Source organism: Arcicella sp. GW458-12-2-14-TSB2, assembly GCF_059423785.1.
Window position 1 is genome coordinate 1 of the sequence record NZ_JBWKYN010000120.1, and the last position, 17,594, is coordinate 17,594.

The 17,594-nt window shown below is 36.5% G+C and carries 13 protein-coding genes; 3 read left to right on the plus strand and 10 right to left on the minus strand.

Annotation, left to right across the window (positions count from 1 at the left end; translation table 11 throughout):
- Window positions 1–36: 36 nt before the first annotated feature.
- The 6 genes from AC07XN_RS16380 to AC07XN_RS16405 all read right to left on the minus strand — a co-directional run bounded on the left by AC07XN_RS16380 (window position 37) and on the right by AC07XN_RS16405 (window position 5,862).
- The gene (locus AC07XN_RS16380; RefSeq protein ID WP_309918772.1) at window positions 37–582 is read right to left on the minus strand and encodes an RNA polymerase sigma factor; all 546 of its coding nucleotides are present in this window, start codon (window positions 580–582) and stop codon (window positions 37–39) included.
- A 156-nt stretch (window positions 583–738) separates the two neighbouring features.
- Complete coding sequence (locus tag AC07XN_RS16385; protein WP_309918775.1) at window positions 739–1,698, minus strand: transketolase family protein; 960 nt, start codon at window positions 1,696–1,698, stop codon at window positions 739–741.
- An 87-nt stretch (window positions 1,699–1,785) separates the two neighbouring features.
- Complete coding sequence (locus tag AC07XN_RS16390; protein ID WP_309918785.1) at window positions 1,786–2,643, minus strand: transketolase; 858 nt, start codon at window positions 2,641–2,643, stop codon at window positions 1,786–1,788.
- A 49-nt stretch (window positions 2,644–2,692) separates the two neighbouring features.
- On the minus strand, window positions 2,693–3,145 hold the full coding sequence (gene bcp, locus AC07XN_RS16395; RefSeq protein WP_309918788.1) for a thioredoxin-dependent thiol peroxidase: 453 nt from the start codon (window positions 3,143–3,145) through the stop codon (window positions 2,693–2,695).
- 46 nt (window positions 3,146–3,191) lie between these two features.
- Complete coding sequence (locus AC07XN_RS16400; RefSeq protein ID WP_494743857.1) at window positions 3,192–5,189, minus strand: M23 family metallopeptidase; 1,998 nt, start codon at window positions 5,187–5,189, stop codon at window positions 3,192–3,194.
- A 61-nt stretch (window positions 5,190–5,250) separates the two neighbouring features.
- On the minus strand, window positions 5,251–5,862 hold the full coding sequence (locus tag AC07XN_RS16405; RefSeq protein ID WP_494743858.1) for a fumarylacetoacetate hydrolase family protein: 612 nt from the start codon (window positions 5,860–5,862) through the stop codon (window positions 5,251–5,253).
- A 177-nt stretch (window positions 5,863–6,039) separates the two neighbouring features.
- On the opposite strand from AC07XN_RS16405, the gene AC07XN_RS16410 reads away from it, so the two are divergent.
- Window positions 6,040–6,888 (plus strand): M48 family metallopeptidase, encoded by an 849-nt coding sequence (locus AC07XN_RS16410; RefSeq protein ID WP_309918796.1) that lies wholly within the window; start codon window positions 6,040–6,042, stop codon window positions 6,886–6,888.
- A 69-nt stretch (window positions 6,889–6,957) separates the two neighbouring features.
- Here AC07XN_RS16410 and sucC read toward each other — a convergent pair whose 3' ends face one another.
- The gene (gene sucC / locus AC07XN_RS16415; protein WP_309918798.1) at window positions 6,958–8,154 is read right to left on the minus strand and encodes an ADP-forming succinate--CoA ligase subunit beta; all 1,197 of its coding nucleotides are present in this window, start codon (window positions 8,152–8,154) and stop codon (window positions 6,958–6,960) included.
- Window positions 8,155–8,355: 201 nt separating this feature from the next.
- On the opposite strand from sucC, the gene AC07XN_RS16420 reads away from it, so the two are divergent.
- Complete coding sequence (locus tag AC07XN_RS16420) at window positions 8,356–9,006, plus strand: ABC transporter ATP-binding protein (RefSeq protein WP_309918800.1); 651 nt, start codon at window positions 8,356–8,358, stop codon at window positions 9,004–9,006.
- Between the two features lie 62 nt (window positions 9,007–9,068).
- Here the strand turns inward: AC07XN_RS16420 and AC07XN_RS16425 are convergent, their stop codons facing one another.
- Complete coding sequence (locus AC07XN_RS16425; protein ID WP_309918803.1) at window positions 9,069–9,905, minus strand: phytanoyl-CoA dioxygenase family protein; 837 nt, start codon at window positions 9,903–9,905, stop codon at window positions 9,069–9,071.
- A gap of 148 nt (window positions 9,906–10,053) precedes the next feature.
- Here AC07XN_RS16425 and AC07XN_RS16430 point away from each other — a divergent pair, with 148 nt between their 5' ends.
- The gene (locus AC07XN_RS16430) at window positions 10,054–10,917 is read left to right on the plus strand and encodes an AraC family transcriptional regulator (protein WP_309918806.1); all 864 of its coding nucleotides are present in this window, start codon (window positions 10,054–10,056) and stop codon (window positions 10,915–10,917) included.
- A gap of 56 nt (window positions 10,918–10,973) precedes the next feature.
- On the opposite strand, the gene AC07XN_RS16435 is transcribed toward AC07XN_RS16430, so the two are convergent.
- Both AC07XN_RS16435 and gltB read right to left on the minus strand, forming a co-directional pair.
- Window positions 10,974–12,464 (minus strand): glutamate synthase subunit beta, encoded by a 1,491-nt coding sequence (locus tag AC07XN_RS16435; protein ID WP_494743859.1) that lies wholly within the window; start codon window positions 12,462–12,464, stop codon window positions 10,974–10,976.
- 133 nt (window positions 12,465–12,597) lie between these two features.
- Window positions 12,598–17,169: a glutamate synthase large subunit gene (gene gltB, locus AC07XN_RS16440; RefSeq protein ID WP_494743860.1), complete on the minus strand. Its 4,572-nt coding sequence runs from the start codon at window positions 17,167–17,169 to the stop codon at window positions 12,598–12,600.
- Window positions 17,170–17,594: the final 425 nt, after the last annotated feature.

Below are 17,594 nucleotides of genomic sequence, written 5' to 3' on the forward strand. Positions count from 1 at the left end.
TGATTTTTAATTTTTTTTAATAATGAAACCATTTTATTATGGTATTGAATTTTTAAGGTACTCTTCTACTTTTTTTGCTGCTAAATGGTAGGATGCCTTTAAAGCACCCACTGAAGTACCCGTAATTTCAGAGATTTCTTCATATTTTAGCTCATCATAATATTTCATATTGAATACCAAACGTTGTTTGTCGGGCAAAGTGAGTAAAGCTTTTTGAAGTTTAAGTTGTATTTCATCTCCAGAAACTAAATCGCTATCTTCTAGTTTGTTAGATAGCTCTTCTGTGATATCATTGATAGGTAAAAAGAAGCGTCTTTTTTTCTTACTAAGATGGTTCAAACATTCATTAGTCGCAATTCTATACAGCCATGTAAATAATTGTGAATCACCCTTAAAGTTTTCAAGGCCTTTCCACGCTTTTATAAAAGTATCTTGAGTTAGATCATTGGCATCGTCATGGTCGATTACCATTTTACGGATATGCCAATATACTTTCTGCTGATATTGACGTACCAGTAAATTGAAAGCATAATTTCGGCTTTCGGGGTTAGCAAATTTTTCTAATAATTCTTTATCTGTCATTTTTAGGCATTTGGCTTAGAATGCTAAATGCAAAATAGGCACAAGTCACAAAATAAAAAAGGCAAAAGCCGAAAAGAATAGTAATTAGCGTATTAATTTCTTCTAATTACTTATACTTATTCGCCTTTTGCCTGATAATATGATAAATTGAAAAAATTAAGCTTGTTTGCGAGCAATCGCTTTCAATGCTTTTTCAACAATTGATGCTGCATTTAAACCATATTTTTCCATTAATTGAGCAGGAGTTCCTGATTCACCGAATGAATCCTCTACGCCAACATATTCTAATGGAGCAAGGTGTTGTTTAATTAATACCTGAGCGATAGAATCGCCTAAGCCACCTGCAATTTGGTGTTCTTCAGCAGAAACAGCACAACCAGTTTTGCGAACTGAAGCTAAGACAGCTTCTTCGTCTAAAGGTTTAATTGTATGGATATTGATAATTTCTGCATCGATACCTTTTTCAGCTAAAATCTCACCTGCTAAGATAGCTTCCCATACCAAGTGACCAGTAGCAAAAATACTTACATCCTTACCTTCGTTTACAGTCCAAGCTTTTCCGATGATAAATTCTTGATCTGGAGCTGTAAAGATTGGTACAACTGGACGACCGAAACGCAAATAAACTGGGCCTTCGTGCTCAGCCACAGCGATAGTAGCAGCTTTCGTTTGGTTATAATCGCAAGGGTTGATTACTGTCATGCCTGGAAGCATTTTCATCATACCTAAATCTTCAAGAATTTGGTGAGTAGCACCATCTTCACCTAATGTCAAACCAGCGTGTGAACAAGCGATTTTAACATTTTTGTTTGAATATGCCACCGACTGGCGGATTTGGTCATATACACGACCAGTACCGAAGTTAGCAAAAGTAGTAGCAAAAGGGATTTTTCCACCGATAGTTAAACCAGCAGCAATACAAATCATATTTGCCTCAGCAATACCAGTTTGGAAAAAACGCTCTGGATTTTCTTTGATAAAAGCATCCAATTTCAATGAGCCAATTAAGTCAGCACAAAGTGCTACAACATTTGGGTTGGTTTGTCCCAACACTTGCATTCCAGCACCAAAGCCAGAACGAGTATCTTTTTTTTCTGTGAAAGTATATTTTTTCATGTTGAATTTCTATGTAAATCAAAAGCTGTTAAACAGTATTTTGATAGGTAAATTGAGCAAAAATATTAAACTTTGGATTAAGTTAGATTAATAATCCCCCAAAGTTTCTGGTAACTGAGCTAATGCTGCAGCCAATTGCTCGTCGTTTGGAGCAACCCCATGCCATTTGTGCGAACCCATCATGAAATCAACACCAGCACCCATTTCTGTTGTCATCAAAATCATTGTAGGCTGTCCGTTTCCTGAAAATGCACGAGCTTCTGCTAATACTTTCACTACATCGGCCATATCATTACCATTCATTTTGATAACATTCCAACCAAAGGCAGTATATTTAGCACCTAAGTCACGGTTGTTCATTACTTTATCTGTAGGACCGTCTATTTGCTGACCGTTATAGTCAATAATTGCCACCAAGTTATCTACTTTATGGTGTGGAGCATACATTGCTGCTTCCCAAACCTGACCTTCGTTTTGCTCTCCGTCACCCATTAGTACAAACACCAATGAATTATCTTTATTTAATTTTTTTGCTTGAGCCGCACCAATCGCAACAGACATACCTTGTCCTAATGAACCAGAAGCAATACGAATACCCTCTAAATGCTCATGCGTAGTAGGGTGTCCTTGAAGACGTGAATTTAATTTACGGAAAGTTGCTAATTCAGCCGCTGGGAAATAGCCAGCACGCGCCAATACTGAATAAAAAACTGGAGAAATATGTCCGTTTGATAAAAAGAAAAGGTCTTCACCAATTCCGTCCATATCGAAAACTTTGTTTCCAGCTTCATCTGATTTTAAAGTCATTTGGTCGAAGTAAAGACCTACTAATAAATCAGTACAGCCTAAAGAACCGCCTGGGTGTCCAGACTGACAAGCGTGCACTTGACGTACGATGTCACGACGTACTTGCGAAGCAACTTTTTGTAATTCAGTAATTTCCATTTGTGTTTGATTAATTTTTGTAATCTTTTATAGTCGTTTTTCTAGTTAATTATGCTTCAATAATCTGCGAGGTATGCTCTTTGGTCTTCACTTTTTCAATAATATCAGTAATGATTCCTTTTTCATCAATGACGAACGTAGTTCTAGCAGTACCCATATATGTTTTGCCATACATCGATTTTTCTACCCATACACCATAAGCTTCTACTAGTTGATGGTCTTCATCCGAAAGCAAGGTAAACTTTAAATCATACTTTTTAATGAATTTCTGATGAGCTTTTTGTCCATCCACACTTACCCCAATAATCTCAAAACCTTTGGCACGCAAGGCTGGTAAATTTTCATTTAAATTACAAGCCTGAGCCGTACAACCTGGGGTATCATCTTTGGGGTAAAAGTACAAAACTACTTTTTTACCTTCAAAATCTGAAAGCTTAACCAAATTACCATGTTGGTCTTTTTGTTCAAAATTGGGTGCTTTATCTCCGACTGCTAATTTCATTTCTATTTATTTTATAAAGACAATTTTCAAAGATTTGACTATAGTCTTAATGCTTTTTCTTTTTCTTTGCACTTTTTTTGGCTTTCGCCTCATGCTTGTGTTTAGTTTTTACGTGCTTTTCCTTCTTCGTCGCTACAACTTTCGTATGTTCGTCAACTTCTGTGACAAATGAACTTTTATTTCCTTGGTTATCTTCTAAATCCAAGCGAAGTTTCCCAATGAAATTTTGAGTAGAATCTGATTTAACTGTCCAGAGCAAAGCCCTTTTAGCATCATAATCTGCTAATATATAAATGTCATTCAGATATGTTTTAAAGCTTTTGATACCCGAAAGATTATCATAAATTCTGATGGCTACATAATTGGGGCTTTTACTTACAAAACTTGCTTTGGGTGGAATAGTGTCAGTTAATAGTGTAAACTGACCTAGTAATCCAGCTTTAAATACAATCCTGTCAGAATTCCATTTGCCTCCTAAAAACCTTCTTTGATTTCTCGAAGTATAATACACGGATGTCTTTTCGGGCAAGCTTACTTTTATATCAGGCTGGAAACTTACATTGATTGAATTACGAAGCGGTATTGTAGGTTGTCCAATTTCTATACGATTAGCAATACTATTAGTTTCTAAATAAAGCGTATCATACAGTGTTTTAGTATCAAAAATGATTGAAAGTTTATCTGAAACATAACTACTTGCTTGATTGGGAAGAATAGTTTTCTGTAAGTTTAGAGCCTTCTCTACACTATCAATGCGTATAGATTTAGGTAAGCCTTTCTTCAAGTCCCAAAGATACACAGCTTCATTGTTTTTTACATAACTTATTGCCAATTCTGTAGATGATTTTTTAAAATTTAAAATAGCTATCGAATTGACTGTCTTTAAGTTGCGTGCTTTAATGATTAAGGTATTATCATCAGTACTATAATTAATATTTATGGGCAATTTATTCGGGCTAGCAGTAACGGAACTTTCAGGCTTTTCGCCCTTTATCGTAAAATTCATCGTACTTCCATTTTCATAGGCGTCCCATATCTTAATACTTACTTGATGTGTTTTACCATCTTCCAAGTTAAGTTTCCCTTTGCTCAAAATCGCTTTGTAAACTGGCAATTCCTCATTTCCATCATCTTGAAATAGTTTCTGGATTCTGTGGCCAATGGTTTTTTCATAGGCGTAATCAGTATGTACATTAATATCATGCGATACTGCATTGGGGAACTGTTCAAGATGGAAGTAATGAATCTCTTGCCCATCTACTAGAAGCTCCGTACAAGTCAAGCCATTAGAATTATGGGTATCGTTCATTTTATCAACTGCCATCAACTCCAAACCGATTTCTCCTACTACCGAAACATTGGCATTAAGCGTATAGGTACCATCTGGTTTTTTGATAGGAGTAAAAGCCTTTCTACCAAACTCACCATTCACTCTTGCATCTGTACTCAGCGTTTTGATATACAATTGCTGAAAAATAGGAGGGGTATTGTCTTTTATTTCTGAAAATCCAAAATTCAAAGGATTCAGAATATTATTATTGGCATCTCTTATTTCAAAATGTAAATGTGGTCCAGCCGACCCGCCCGTATTGCCAGAATAGCCAATTACCTGCCCTTTTTTTACCACAAACTCGCTTGGTGCAGGCTTTAATTGAATCTCAAATGTCTGACTTTCTAATCTTTTTTTCTTAACGTAAGTCGCTAATGGCTCTACAAATTCTTTTAAATGCCCATATACAGATACATAACCATTGGGGTGGGTTAAGAAAATAACATTTCCATAACCAGAAGTTTGTACTCTGGTTTCAGAAACATAACCATCAGCCGAAGCTAGCACTGCTAAACCTTCTCTTCCTTGAGTTTTAATATCAATCCCTGCGTGAAAATGGTCTGCACGCAAATCACCCATTCCACCTGCCAAATAGTTTTGTTGTTTGGGATTTATTGGAAAGAGAAAATAATCTTTCGGATAAAGAAGCTTCGTTTTTTGTGCTAAATTCTGAAAAGAAAAAAGGCTACAAAACAGAAAGATTTTTAATTTCATAAATGGATGCAACTTAATTTTCAATAAGGACAATAATAATAGATGAAAATTGAGTTACAGTTTACTTGATTTCAAAGGATAGCATTTCTTTACCTTCAATAAATGCAGTTAGTTTATTACCGATTTTTACTTTACCCACACCAGCAGGAGTACCTGTAAAGATTAAATCTCCTGTTTTTAGTGTGAAATATTTAGAGATTTCAGCAATGATTTCGTCAAAATTCCAAAGCATCATCGACGTGTTCCCTGTTTGACGCGTTTCTCCATCAATTTCTAAATGAAAATTCAAGTTTTTTAAATCTGGAAATTCAGTTTTTGAAACAAAACCAGAAATAGGAGCAGAGCCATTAAAAGCTTTGGCTTTTTCCCAAGGCAATCCTTTTTCTTTTAATTTTGACTGAATATCTCTTGCCGTAAAATCGATTCCAATCCCTATTTCTTCATAATATTTATTAGCAAATTTAGCTTCAATATTTTTACCCATCTTGTTGATTTTCAGAACGATTTCTACTTCATGATGAATGTCGTTTGAAAAATCAGGATGATAAAATGCCTCGTTGTCTTTTAGGATGGCTGTATCTGGTTTTATAAAAACTACAGGTTCAGACGGTCGCTCGTTATTTAATTCGGCAATATGTTCAGCGTAATTCCTACCAATGCACAAAATTTTCATTTCTCTTCGTTTTATGAATTTTTTTACAAAAATACCCTTAAAATATAGAAATTTAGAACCTTTTTTAGATTTTTACATCTTAATTCTAATTTGCTATATTCTTTATGCTGTGTTGGTATGATTATTTAATACTAATTTTACAGCAGAAAATAAGTATCTCTTAATCCTTTTCAGAAAATGAAAAAAATCGTTTTGTATGGAGTAGTTCTCCTGACATCCATTTGGGCTTGCACAAAAGTGCCCATTTCAGGTCGTAGTCAATTATTATTAGTTTCAGATGATGAAATGAATGCCATGGCATTAACTAGCTATAAGCAGTTTTTAGATACCAACAAAGTAGTGGCTGCTAATACCCAGCAGGCTGCCATGGTCAAAAGAGTAGGTGACAAAATAGCTAAAGCTGCACAAAGTTATTTTGAACAAAATAATGCGCCAGAATATTTAAAAGGCTACCAGTGGCAAACGGAGTTAGTACAAAGTAGCCAAGTAAATGCTTGGTGTATGCCAGGGGGTAAGATGGTAGTGTATACAGGTATTTTGCCAATCACACAGAATGAAACAGGATTAGCTGTGGTAATGGGGCATGAGGTTTCGCACGCTATTGCTAAGCATGGTAGCGAGAGAATGAGCCAAGGAATGATAGCACAAGGTTTGTTGACGGCAGGACAAGCAGGCTTAGGAATTGCGATGCAAAATAAGCCTAGTGCAACACAGAACTTGTGGAATAGTGTATTTAGTGTAGCTGCACCAGCGGGTGCTCAAATAGGAATGTTGGCATTCGGACGTAATCAGGAATCAGAGGCTGATCATTTAGGATTAATATTCATGGCTATGGCGGGATATAATCCAGAAGAAGCTGTGGCTTTTTGGGGAAGAATGGCAGCACAATCTGGCGGTGGTTCAAAACCTCCTGTATTTTTGTCAACCCACCCTTCAGATCAACAACGTATCGCTGATATAAAAAGACTTTTACCTGAAGCCACTCAATACTATAATGGTTCTAAAGGTGGAGTAAAGAGAAACTAATATTTCACCGTGTAATAAAAAAGGCGAAGAATATTAATTCTTCGCCTTTTTTATTGACTTAATATGAAATTACATTGCTGCTAATACTTCTTCAACTTTAGTAGCTGCATCTTTCAATAAAACAGCCGAGAATACTTTCAAGCCTGATTCATCAATGATTTTAGCTCCTTCAGCAGCGTTAGTTCCTTGTAAACGAACAATGATTGGTACAGGAATATCACCGATAGCTTTGTAAGCTTCAACAACACCAGTAGCAACACGGTCGCAACGAACGATACCACCAAAAATATTAATTAAGATAGCTTTAACGTTTGGATCTTTCAAAATGATACGGAAACCAGCTTCTACCGTTTTAGCATTAGCTCCTCCCCCAACATCTAGGAAGTTGGCAGGCTCACCACCAGATAATTTAATGATGTCCATAGTAGCCATCGCTAAACCAGCACCGTTTACCATACAACCTACGTTACCATCTAGTTTTACGTAGTTCAAATCATTTTTAGATGCTTCAACTTCTAATGGATCCTCTTCAGTAACATCACGCAACGGAATAAAGTCTGAATGACGATACAATGCGTTATCATCCAAGTTTACTTTAGCATCTACTGCTAAAATTTTATTGTCTGACGTTTTCAACACAGGGTTGATTTCAAACATTGAAGAATCAGTTTCAACATAAGCTTTGTAAAGAGAATTGATAAATTTTACCATTTCTTTGAAAGCATCACCTGATAAACCTAAAGCAAATGCAATTTTACGCGCTTGAAATGCTTGTAAACCTACTCTTGGGTCAATCCATTCTTTAATAATTTTTTCAGGAGTATGTTCTGCAACCTCTTCAATGTCCATACCACCTTCTGTTGATGCCATGATTACATTGCAAGCTTTGCCTCTATCCAACAAAATGGAAATGTAGTACTCTTTTGGCTCAGATGGGCCTGGATAATAAACGTCTTCTGCAATTAAGACCTTATTAACTTTTTTACCTTCTGGTCCTGTTTGGTGAGTAATCAATTGCATTCCCAAAATCTGCTCTGATTTTTGGCGAACTTCATCTAAATTTTTAGCAAGTTTTACTCCACCACCTTTTCCACGCCCACCGGCATGAATTTGGGCTTTAATTACGTGCCACTGTGTACCAGTTTTTGCCGACAACTCTCGGGCAGCTTCTACTGCCAGTGCTGGTGTATCGACTACGATGCCCTCTTGAATACGGACACCATAACTTTTCAAAATGTCTTTACCTTGATACTCGTGAATGTTCATTTGATACAGTTTTTTATGTCGAAATTAATTCGTTTGCTAAATTACTTACAAACAATTTAATTAATCGCTTTTATTTGGTAAATATTTATAGTTTATCAACTTTTTTGAACTCTTCATAAAGTAATTATTCAAGACAAATATAGTAATTCCACAATTTTTATCGTTGTTTTGTTTCAGCGAATATTCATTGAAAAAGAAAAAATGTTAGTAGTTAAAAATATCACAAAGACCTACGGAAACTTAAATGTTTTGAAAGGTATTGATTTACAGATTAATCAAGGAGAAGTAGCATCTATCGTTGGGGCTTCTGGGGCAGGGAAAAGTACGCTGTTGCATATTGCGGGTACACTCGATAGACCTGATACAGGACAAGTATTTATTGATAATACAGAAATTACTAGCTTGAAAGATACTGCTTTAGCTAAATTTAGAAATGAAAGATTAGGCTTTATTTTTCAATTCCATAACCTCTTAGGTGAATTTACAGCCATTGAAAATGTTTGTATGCCTGCTTATATTGGTGGAAAAAGCAAAAATATTGAACAGAAGGCCGAAGAGCTTTTAGTATTGTTGGGCTTGAAGGATAGGATTCATAACTTGCCTTCGCAGATGTCTGGTGGAGAACAACAACGAACAGCCGTAGCGCGTGCATTGATTAATTCGCCATCAATTATTTTTGCGGATGAACCTTCTGGAAATTTAGATTCCAAAAACGCCCAAGAATTGCATGAACTTTTTTTTAACCTCCGCGACCAATTCAATCAAACGTTCGTCATAGTTACTCATAATGAGGAACTCGCCAATATGGCAGATAGAAAATTAGTCATGCAGGATGGATTATTATTGAGTTGAATAATGAGGCCTATAAATCAGTTTTAAGCCTCATTTTATTGCGCTGATTGAATACCTATGATTTAATCATGGGTATTTTCATACAGCACTGGATTAATTGGAGTGTTGATTATTTTTCCAACTTTAGCACCTGGACACCATTTTTTCCAATCGGCTTCTTGATTTTTATTATCAGGTTGCTTCAGAACCATGTCTTTATCCATATAAATCATGGTCATTACTTCCCGCATTTTATCCGTTTGATTAGCCCCCGCTCTATGAAAAAGCCAGCCAGAGTGAAAACTCACTTCTCCTAACTCAAATGGTTCAATAACTTGTTGAAAGTCCCCCAACCTTAATTTCTGCTGGATTTCTACCTCGCTATCATCACTTATTGCTAGGTTTCTGCCTTCTTGCATCAAATGGCTTTTAGCACTAAACTCTAATGGTCCCATATCTAATGGGGTTTCCTGTAATGGTATCCAAGCCGTGACGGTTTTATCACTTGCCAAAGGCCAATAGTATTGGTCAGCATGCCAAGGTGTGAAGCCTCCGTGAGGCTCTTTAAAAAGTGCTTGGTCATGGTATATCCTAACTCCCTTTACTTGCATTAAATCACTAGCGATCTTTGCAATTCTTTTACTGAATACAAATTCCTTAATGGTAGCACTATGAGTCCAAATATTCATGATTTGTAAGAAAGCTTTATTATAAATATCTCTTTCGTTAAGCGGCAAATGCATGGTATTTAGTTCACGTACTTTTTCTCTTATGACAAGATTATAGAGATTAATTACATCTTTATTAAATACATTTTTGAGTTTAATGTAGCGGTACTCTTGATAAAACTCAATTTGTTCTCGACTTAAATTGTAAGGCTCTTTTAGAGCATCCAAAACGGATGTGGCGATTTCAAACATTGCATTATGGATTTGATATTCAGTAAAGAATTGACGTGCAAAGCTATTTATATTACAAAAAACTAGTTGACACTAAAAATTCAAAACATAGCACTATATTGAATTTTAAAGTTTATGATATTACCTTTAGGTAAAAAATAGTGTTTATATGAAGGCAATACTGGAAGATTTAAGTGTGGATGCCTATGTGAATTCCTTTCGGATTAACCAATACAGTATCCCACATTTTGAATATAAATGGCATTATCATCCTGAATTTGAGTTGACGCTAATCGAAAGTGGTGTAGGAGATAGATTTATAGGAGACTCTTTTGAACGTTTTCAAAAAGGAGATTTAGTCTTGATTGGTCCAGATTTGCCCCATACATGGATGAGTGATAAAGAAAAAAACGTAGTTTCGGCGGCTGTAGTCATACAATTTTCTAGTCATTTTATTGAAAGGTTTTTAGCCTTGAATGAATTTAATCAATTGAAACAAATATTGGCTATTTGTAGACAAGGATTATATTTTCCAAAGCCTTCTATTGAAATTATCCATAAGATGGCAAATATCAGCCAAACAAAGGGTATTGCAAGAATTAGCATTTTACTAGAGATATTTGATATGCTTACAGAATTGGAGTATCAAGTTTTGGCATCGCCATTTTACCAACCTATTAAAAATGAAGAAAATGAATGGAGAATTAATACGGTTTTTGAATATATGTTAAGAAATTCATCGACAGCCATGTCATTAAAAGATGTTGCCGATTTAATTCATTTGTCAGAAAGTGCGTTTTGTAAATTCTTTAAAAGAATGACAGGTAAAACTTATTCCGATTATTTAAACGAAATTAGGATAGGCAAGGCATGTTCACTTTTAACTGAGTCGGATAAGACGATTGCTGAAATTGGTTTTCAAACTGGCTTTGAAAGTATAACTTATTTCAATAGAGTATTTTTTAAAAAGAAAGCTAGAACACCTAGTGAATTTAGAAAAATGAGTAGAAATAGGATAGAAGTATTGGCATAAAAAAGCCGTCAGTTCAAAAGAAATGACGGCTCTAAATATTCTAAAGCAAGTATAGCTTATACTACAGCAAAACTTGATACATTTTTAGCTTCTAGTACAGACTGTCCCATCAAATAAACATCAGCAGCACGAGCGGCTTCTCTACCTTCTGAAATAGCCCACACTACTAATGATTGACCTCTGCGCATATCGCCCGCAGCAAATACTTTATCTATCGCTGTTTGATAATTATGGGCTTTTACATTGCCTCTTTCGTCAAATTCTAAGCCTTTTTCTTCTAATTGTGATAAGATACCCTCACGTTGCGGATGCAAGAAACCTGCTGCAATTAATGCTAATTCAACAGGAATTTCACGTTCGTTTGTATGAACTTGGTGTGCTTTCCCATCAACAACCTCCATTACGATATCCGCAATTTTAAGTCCTTTTAGGTTACCATTTTCGTCACCAACAAACTCTTTTACTGCGATTGACCAATGACGGTCAGCTCCTTCCTCATGCGAAGTAGAAGTACGCAACATCATCGGCCAGTTTGGCCAAGGGGTATGCGGCGCTCTTTCTTTAGGAGGCATCGGCATTACTTCAACCTGAGTAATAGATTTTGCTTTATGACGGTTTGAGGTACCAACACAGTCAGAACCAGTATCACCACCACCAATTACTACTACGTTTTTGTCTGTAGCATACAGTTCCCCCATTGGATAAGGCATACCCATGTGGTTTACTTCACGTTCTATTCCAGACACCCTTTTGTTTTGCTGTGATAAGAATTCCATAGCTGGATAAATTCCTTTCAAATCAGCACCAGGGATTCCTAATGTTCTTGGTACAGTTGAACCACCTGAAAGAATAACTAAATCAAAATCTTCTAACAAATCGTCAGCCTTGATATCAACACCAACGTTTGTATTAGTTTTGAAAATAATACCTTCTTGTTCCATTACCTCTACACGACGTTGTACAACCCATTTTTCTAATTTGAAATCAGGGATACCATAGCGTAAAAGTCCACCGATTCTGTCAGCACGTTCAAAAACGGTAACAGTATGCCCAGCTTTGTTTAGCTGTGCTGCTGAAGCCATTCCCGCAGGGCCTGACCCCACAACGGCCACTTTTTTGCCAGTGCGTTTTGTAGGAATATTTGGTTTTACTAAACCATTGCCGAAAGCGTATTCAATGATCGATTTTTCGATATACTCAATCGTTACAGGAGGTTTATTGATACCTAACACACAGGCAGATTCGCAAGGTGCTGGACAAATACGTCCTGTAAATTCTGGGAAATTGTTCGTAGAAGAAAGAATCTCGTACGCATATGCCCAGTTTTGATCATAAACTGCATCGTTGAATTCAGGAATAATATTGCCAAGTGGACAACCACTGTGACAAAAAGGTACTCCACAATCCATACAACGACTTGCTTGAGCTTTTACTTTATCAGCAGTAAAATCAATATCTATTTCTTTATAGTCTGTTACACGTTCTGTAACGAGTCTTTTCTTTGGAGTTTCTCTAGTAACCTCTAAAAATCCTGTTGGTTTTCCCATTTCTTTAATTTGAAAATTTGAGGATTTGAAAATTTGAAATCAACCTTGTATAATTTTCTATTTAGTGATTGATTTTGGGATGCGTCAACTCAAATTGATTTGAATTGACGCATTTTCAAGTTTTCAAATGATATTAATGTGCAATTTCTACTTGAATATCTTTGTAAACAATATCCTTGTTTTCTAAAACTTCTGCCACACTGATATTGCGTGAAGCAAGTGCTTTTTTGAAATCTTGAGGCATTACTTTTAAAAACTGTGGTAACGTAGTAGCCCAATTATCAAGAATAGTTTTTGCAGTATCCGAATCTGTATATTGTAAATGTTGTTCTACATACATTTTCAATATATTTTCATCTTCAACGGTCAAATCTTCAATGGCTACCATTTCTGGGTTTAATTTAGGAGCAAAGTCTCCTTTTTTATCCCAGATATAAGCTACCCCGCCAGACATACCCGCACCGAAGTTTCTACCAGTTTCGCCTAAGATAACTACTAAACCGCCCGTCATGTATTCACAACCGTGGTCGCCAATACCTTCTACAACAACTTTAGCACCCGAATTTCTTACACAGAAACGTTCACCAGCCATACCTCTTAAATATGCCTCGCCAGATGTCGCACCATAGAATGATACGTTACCCACTACAGCATTTTCAGATGGGTTGAATGTCGCTTTTTTACTAGGATATACAATTAGTTTAGCTCCACAAAGTCCTTTTCCGATATAATCGTTAGAGTCACCCTCCAATTCAAATGTGATACCATTTACAGAAAATGCACCGAATGATTGGCCAGCAGTTCCATTAAATTTCACATGAATAGTGTCGCTAGGTAAACCTTTTGCGCCGTATTTTTTAGTGATTTCGTTTGAAAGCATCGTTCCAATGGTACGATTCACGTTAATTACTTCTAATTCACCCGTTACTTTTTCTCCACTTTCAAGGGCTGGTTTGGCAATTTCCAACAATTTCCAATCAATCTGGTCTTGCAATCCATGATCTTGATCTTCTTGTTTGTATAAAGCCACATCCAATGCCATTGGTTGTTTGTACAAGATTGGTGATAAATCTAAATGTTTAAGCTTCCAATTACTTAGCGCTTCTTTCATTTCTAATCTATCTGCTTGTCCAACCATTTCGTTCACAGTTCTGAATCCTAACTCAGCCATTATTTCACGTAATTCAGTTGCCAAGAAAGTAAATAGATTTACTACATGGTCTGGATGTCCAGTGTATAATGCTCTCAAACGTGGGTCTTGTGTTGCTACCCCTACAGGGCAAGTATTCACATGACACTTACGCATCATGATACAACCTGCTGTCACTAGGGCTGCTGTAGCCACACCGAATTCTTCAGCACCTAATAAAGCCGCTACTGCTAAGTCTTTACCTGTTCTGATTTGACCATCCGTTTGAACAGTAACACGTCCACGCAATTTGTTTCTTACCAATGTTTGGTGAGCTTCTGCTAAGCCTAGTTCCCAAGGCAAACCAGCATGACGGATTGATGAAAGCGGAGATGCTCCAGTTCCTCCATCGTGTCCAGCAATCAAAATATGGTCAGCATGTGCTTTTGCTACACCCGCTGCAATTGTTCCTACACCTGCTTCAGATACTAGTTTTACTGAAATTCTAGCCGCACGGTTGGCATTTTTCAAATCGAAAATTAATTGTGCTAAATCTTCGATAGAATAAATGTCGTGGTGAGGAGGAGGAGAAATTAAACCAACTCCCGGAGTAGAATGACGCGTCTTACCAATCCAATCATCTACTTTATGACCAGGTAACTGTCCACCTTCACCAGGCTTAGCACCCTGAGCCATTTTGATTTGTAGTTCAGTAGCATTCGTTAAATAATGTGCTGTTACACCGAAACGTCCAGAAGCTACTTGCTTGATAGCAGAGTTCATAGAATCTCCATTCTCAAGAGGCGTAAAGCGGATAGGGTCTTCACCACCTTCACCCGAGTTAGATTTACCTCCGATACGGTTCATCGCAATGGCCAAAGTAGTATGGGCTTCATACGAGATTGAACCGAATGACATCGCACCTGTAGCAAACCGTTTGAAAATACTTTCAATCGGTTCTACTTCGCTAATATCAATAGATTTACCTTTCTTGAATTTAAGCAAACCACGAAGAGTCATTGCTTTTTCAGATTGGTCATCAATTAATTTAGAATATTTTTTATACTGCTGATAGCTATTATTCTTAGTTGATTGTTGTAAGAGGTGAATCGTTTCAGGATTAAACAAGTGGGCTTCACCACGTTGTTTCCATTGATAAATACCTCCAACTTCCAATTTAGGATTAGCCACTGGCAATTCTGGATAACCGTTTTTGTGCTTGATTAAAGCTTCCTTAGCAATGCCTTCTAAATCGATACCACCGATTCTTGAGATAGCACCTGCAAAATAAGTATCTACAACGTCTTTACCTAAACCAACGATTTCGAAAATCTGAGCTCCTTGGTATGATTGAAGTGTTGAAATACCCATTTTAGAGAATATCTTCAATAATTCACCATTAACAGCCTTGATATAATTAGCCTGTAATTTTTCGTAAGGGTAATCTACTTGTAGAATACCTTTTTCCTTCATACCATTGATTGTCTCAAATGCCATGTAAGGGTTTACTGCCGAAGCACCAAAGCCAATCAACGTAGCGAAATGATGTGTTTCCCAAACATCACCAGCTTCTACAATCAAACCTGTTTGTGCTCTTTTGCCTTTTCTGATTAAATGATGATGTACAGCACCTACCGCCAATAATGATGGAATTGGCGCATGTGAAGAATCAACACCACGGTCAGTTAACAAAATGATAGCATATCCATCATCAACGGCATCTTCCGCATATTGACAAATTCTATCTAATGCTCTTTTTAATTGACCTTTTTCTCCCGTAGCACGGAAGGTAGTATGAATAGATTTCGTTTGGAAGTTTTTGTGATCTATCCAACGAATTTTTTCAATCTCACCATTTGTTAAAACTGGCTGACGAATTTCAATCTGACGGCAATGTTCAGGAGATTCTTTCAACAAGTTTTTCAAACCACCGATGTCAGATAAAAGCGACATTACTGTACGCTCACGGATTGAGTCAATTGGTGGGTTGGTTACCTGTGCAAACAATTGCTTAAAGTAATAAGATAAATGCTGAGCTTGGTCTGAAAGAATTGCCAATGGCGTATCTACACCCATTGAGCCTAATGCTTCTTTACCCGTTTCAACCATTTGTGAAAGAATTACTCTTAAGTCTTCCGTAGTGAATCCAAACACTTGTTGACGTAATAATAATTCACGTTCAAATGGTGTACGGTATTCAGCACCAGCCGCTGGTAAATCTTCTACTTTAATTTTATTCGTTTTCAACCATTCTCCGTAAGGATTCTGTTGACAGATTTTTTCTTTTAATTCTTCGTCAGGAATAATACGACCAGCTTCCATGTCTACTACGAACATTTTACCCGGTTGTAAACGACCTTTTGAGACAATTTTAGCAGGGTCAATATCCAATACACCCGCTTCAGAAGCCATGATTACAAAATCGTCATCAGTAACCCAATAACGAGATGGGCGTAAACCATTTCTATCTAACGTAGCACCAATCATTTTTCCATCCGTGAATGAAATCGAAGCAGGACCATCCCAAGGCTCCATCATGGCTGCATGATATTCATAGAAATCCTTCTTGTATTGCTCCATTTGCTCATTGCCGTCCCAAGCTTCAGGAATCAACATCATCATCACGTGTGGAAGCGAACGACCACTCATATACAATAATTCGATAGCATTATCCAAAATGGCAGAGTCAGATTGTCCTAATTGACAAACTGGCAAAATCATGTCCATTTCTTCCTTAGTAAAGTGCTCTGATTCAAATAAAGCCGACTGAGCCTGCATCCACGCAGCATTACCTTTTACAGTATTAATCTCGCCATTGTGACCGATAAAGCGGAATGGCTGCGCAAGTTTCCACTCAGGGAAAGTATTTGTTGAGAAACGTGAGTGAACAATTGCCAAAGCAGAAGTAAATTCTTCACGTTTTAAATCATCAAAATATCCTGGAACTTGCATTGTCGTTAACATACCTTTGTAAATGATAGTATGAGCAGACAATGAAGCAAAGTAAAATTTATTATCTAAACCTTTAACTGTTTCGTTGATGATACGAGCCGTGTACTGACGGAAAACATACAATTTCCTTTCAAACTCCATTTCATCCGTAATGGTAGCTGGACGTTTGATGAATAATTGCTCCATTTGTGGTTCTGTATTTCCAGATTCAGCACCTAGAATTTCAGAATTGTCACATGGAACTACACGATAACCCAAAATTTCTAAGCCTAAGCGTTTGGCCTTTCGGGTAATGATTTCCTTACATTCTTCACGAATCGTTTTGTCTTTTGGAAAGAAAGTCATACCTACTCCGTATTCACGAGCAGCAGGTAAATCAATACCTAAATTTGTACATTCTTCCAAAAAGAATTCATGAGGAATCTGTAATAAAATTCCTGCACCGTCACCTGAGTTAGGGTCACAGCCGCATGCACCACGGTGGTCCATTCGAATGAGCATCTGGATTGCATCCGTAACTACCTTATGAGACTTGCGTCCTTTCATGTTTGCTACGAAGCCGATTCCACAAGCATCATGCTCGAATTCTTTACGGTACAAACCTTTATTGTCGAAATTAGTCATGGTAATGGGTCTGTTTTAAATTTACTAACAGAGAACTTGAGATTATGTTAGTGGCAATTGTTTTGCTATAATATTGAAAAATTGTCAGTGAAATACAGTATAATTTGTAAATAGTAAAATTGAAGTAAGATATAATATTTACTAAAACTTTATGGAAAATGAAGAATGTATTGTTATCTGTTTCGCTATTACAAAGATATACAAGAAATTCTTTGGAAAAAATAGCATTTTGCCGAATAATCATCTGAATGATACAATTTCAAGAATTCGTAAAATTTAATCTTAGTTAGATGCAATTTTTAAAATGCTTTCCTCAAAACATTATTTTTTGAATATGATTATTATTATCATAAAAATAAGGCTTTTTTAATCTTAAATTTCATGTTTTTACAATTTTGATTCATTTATACGTTAAAATTTAATTG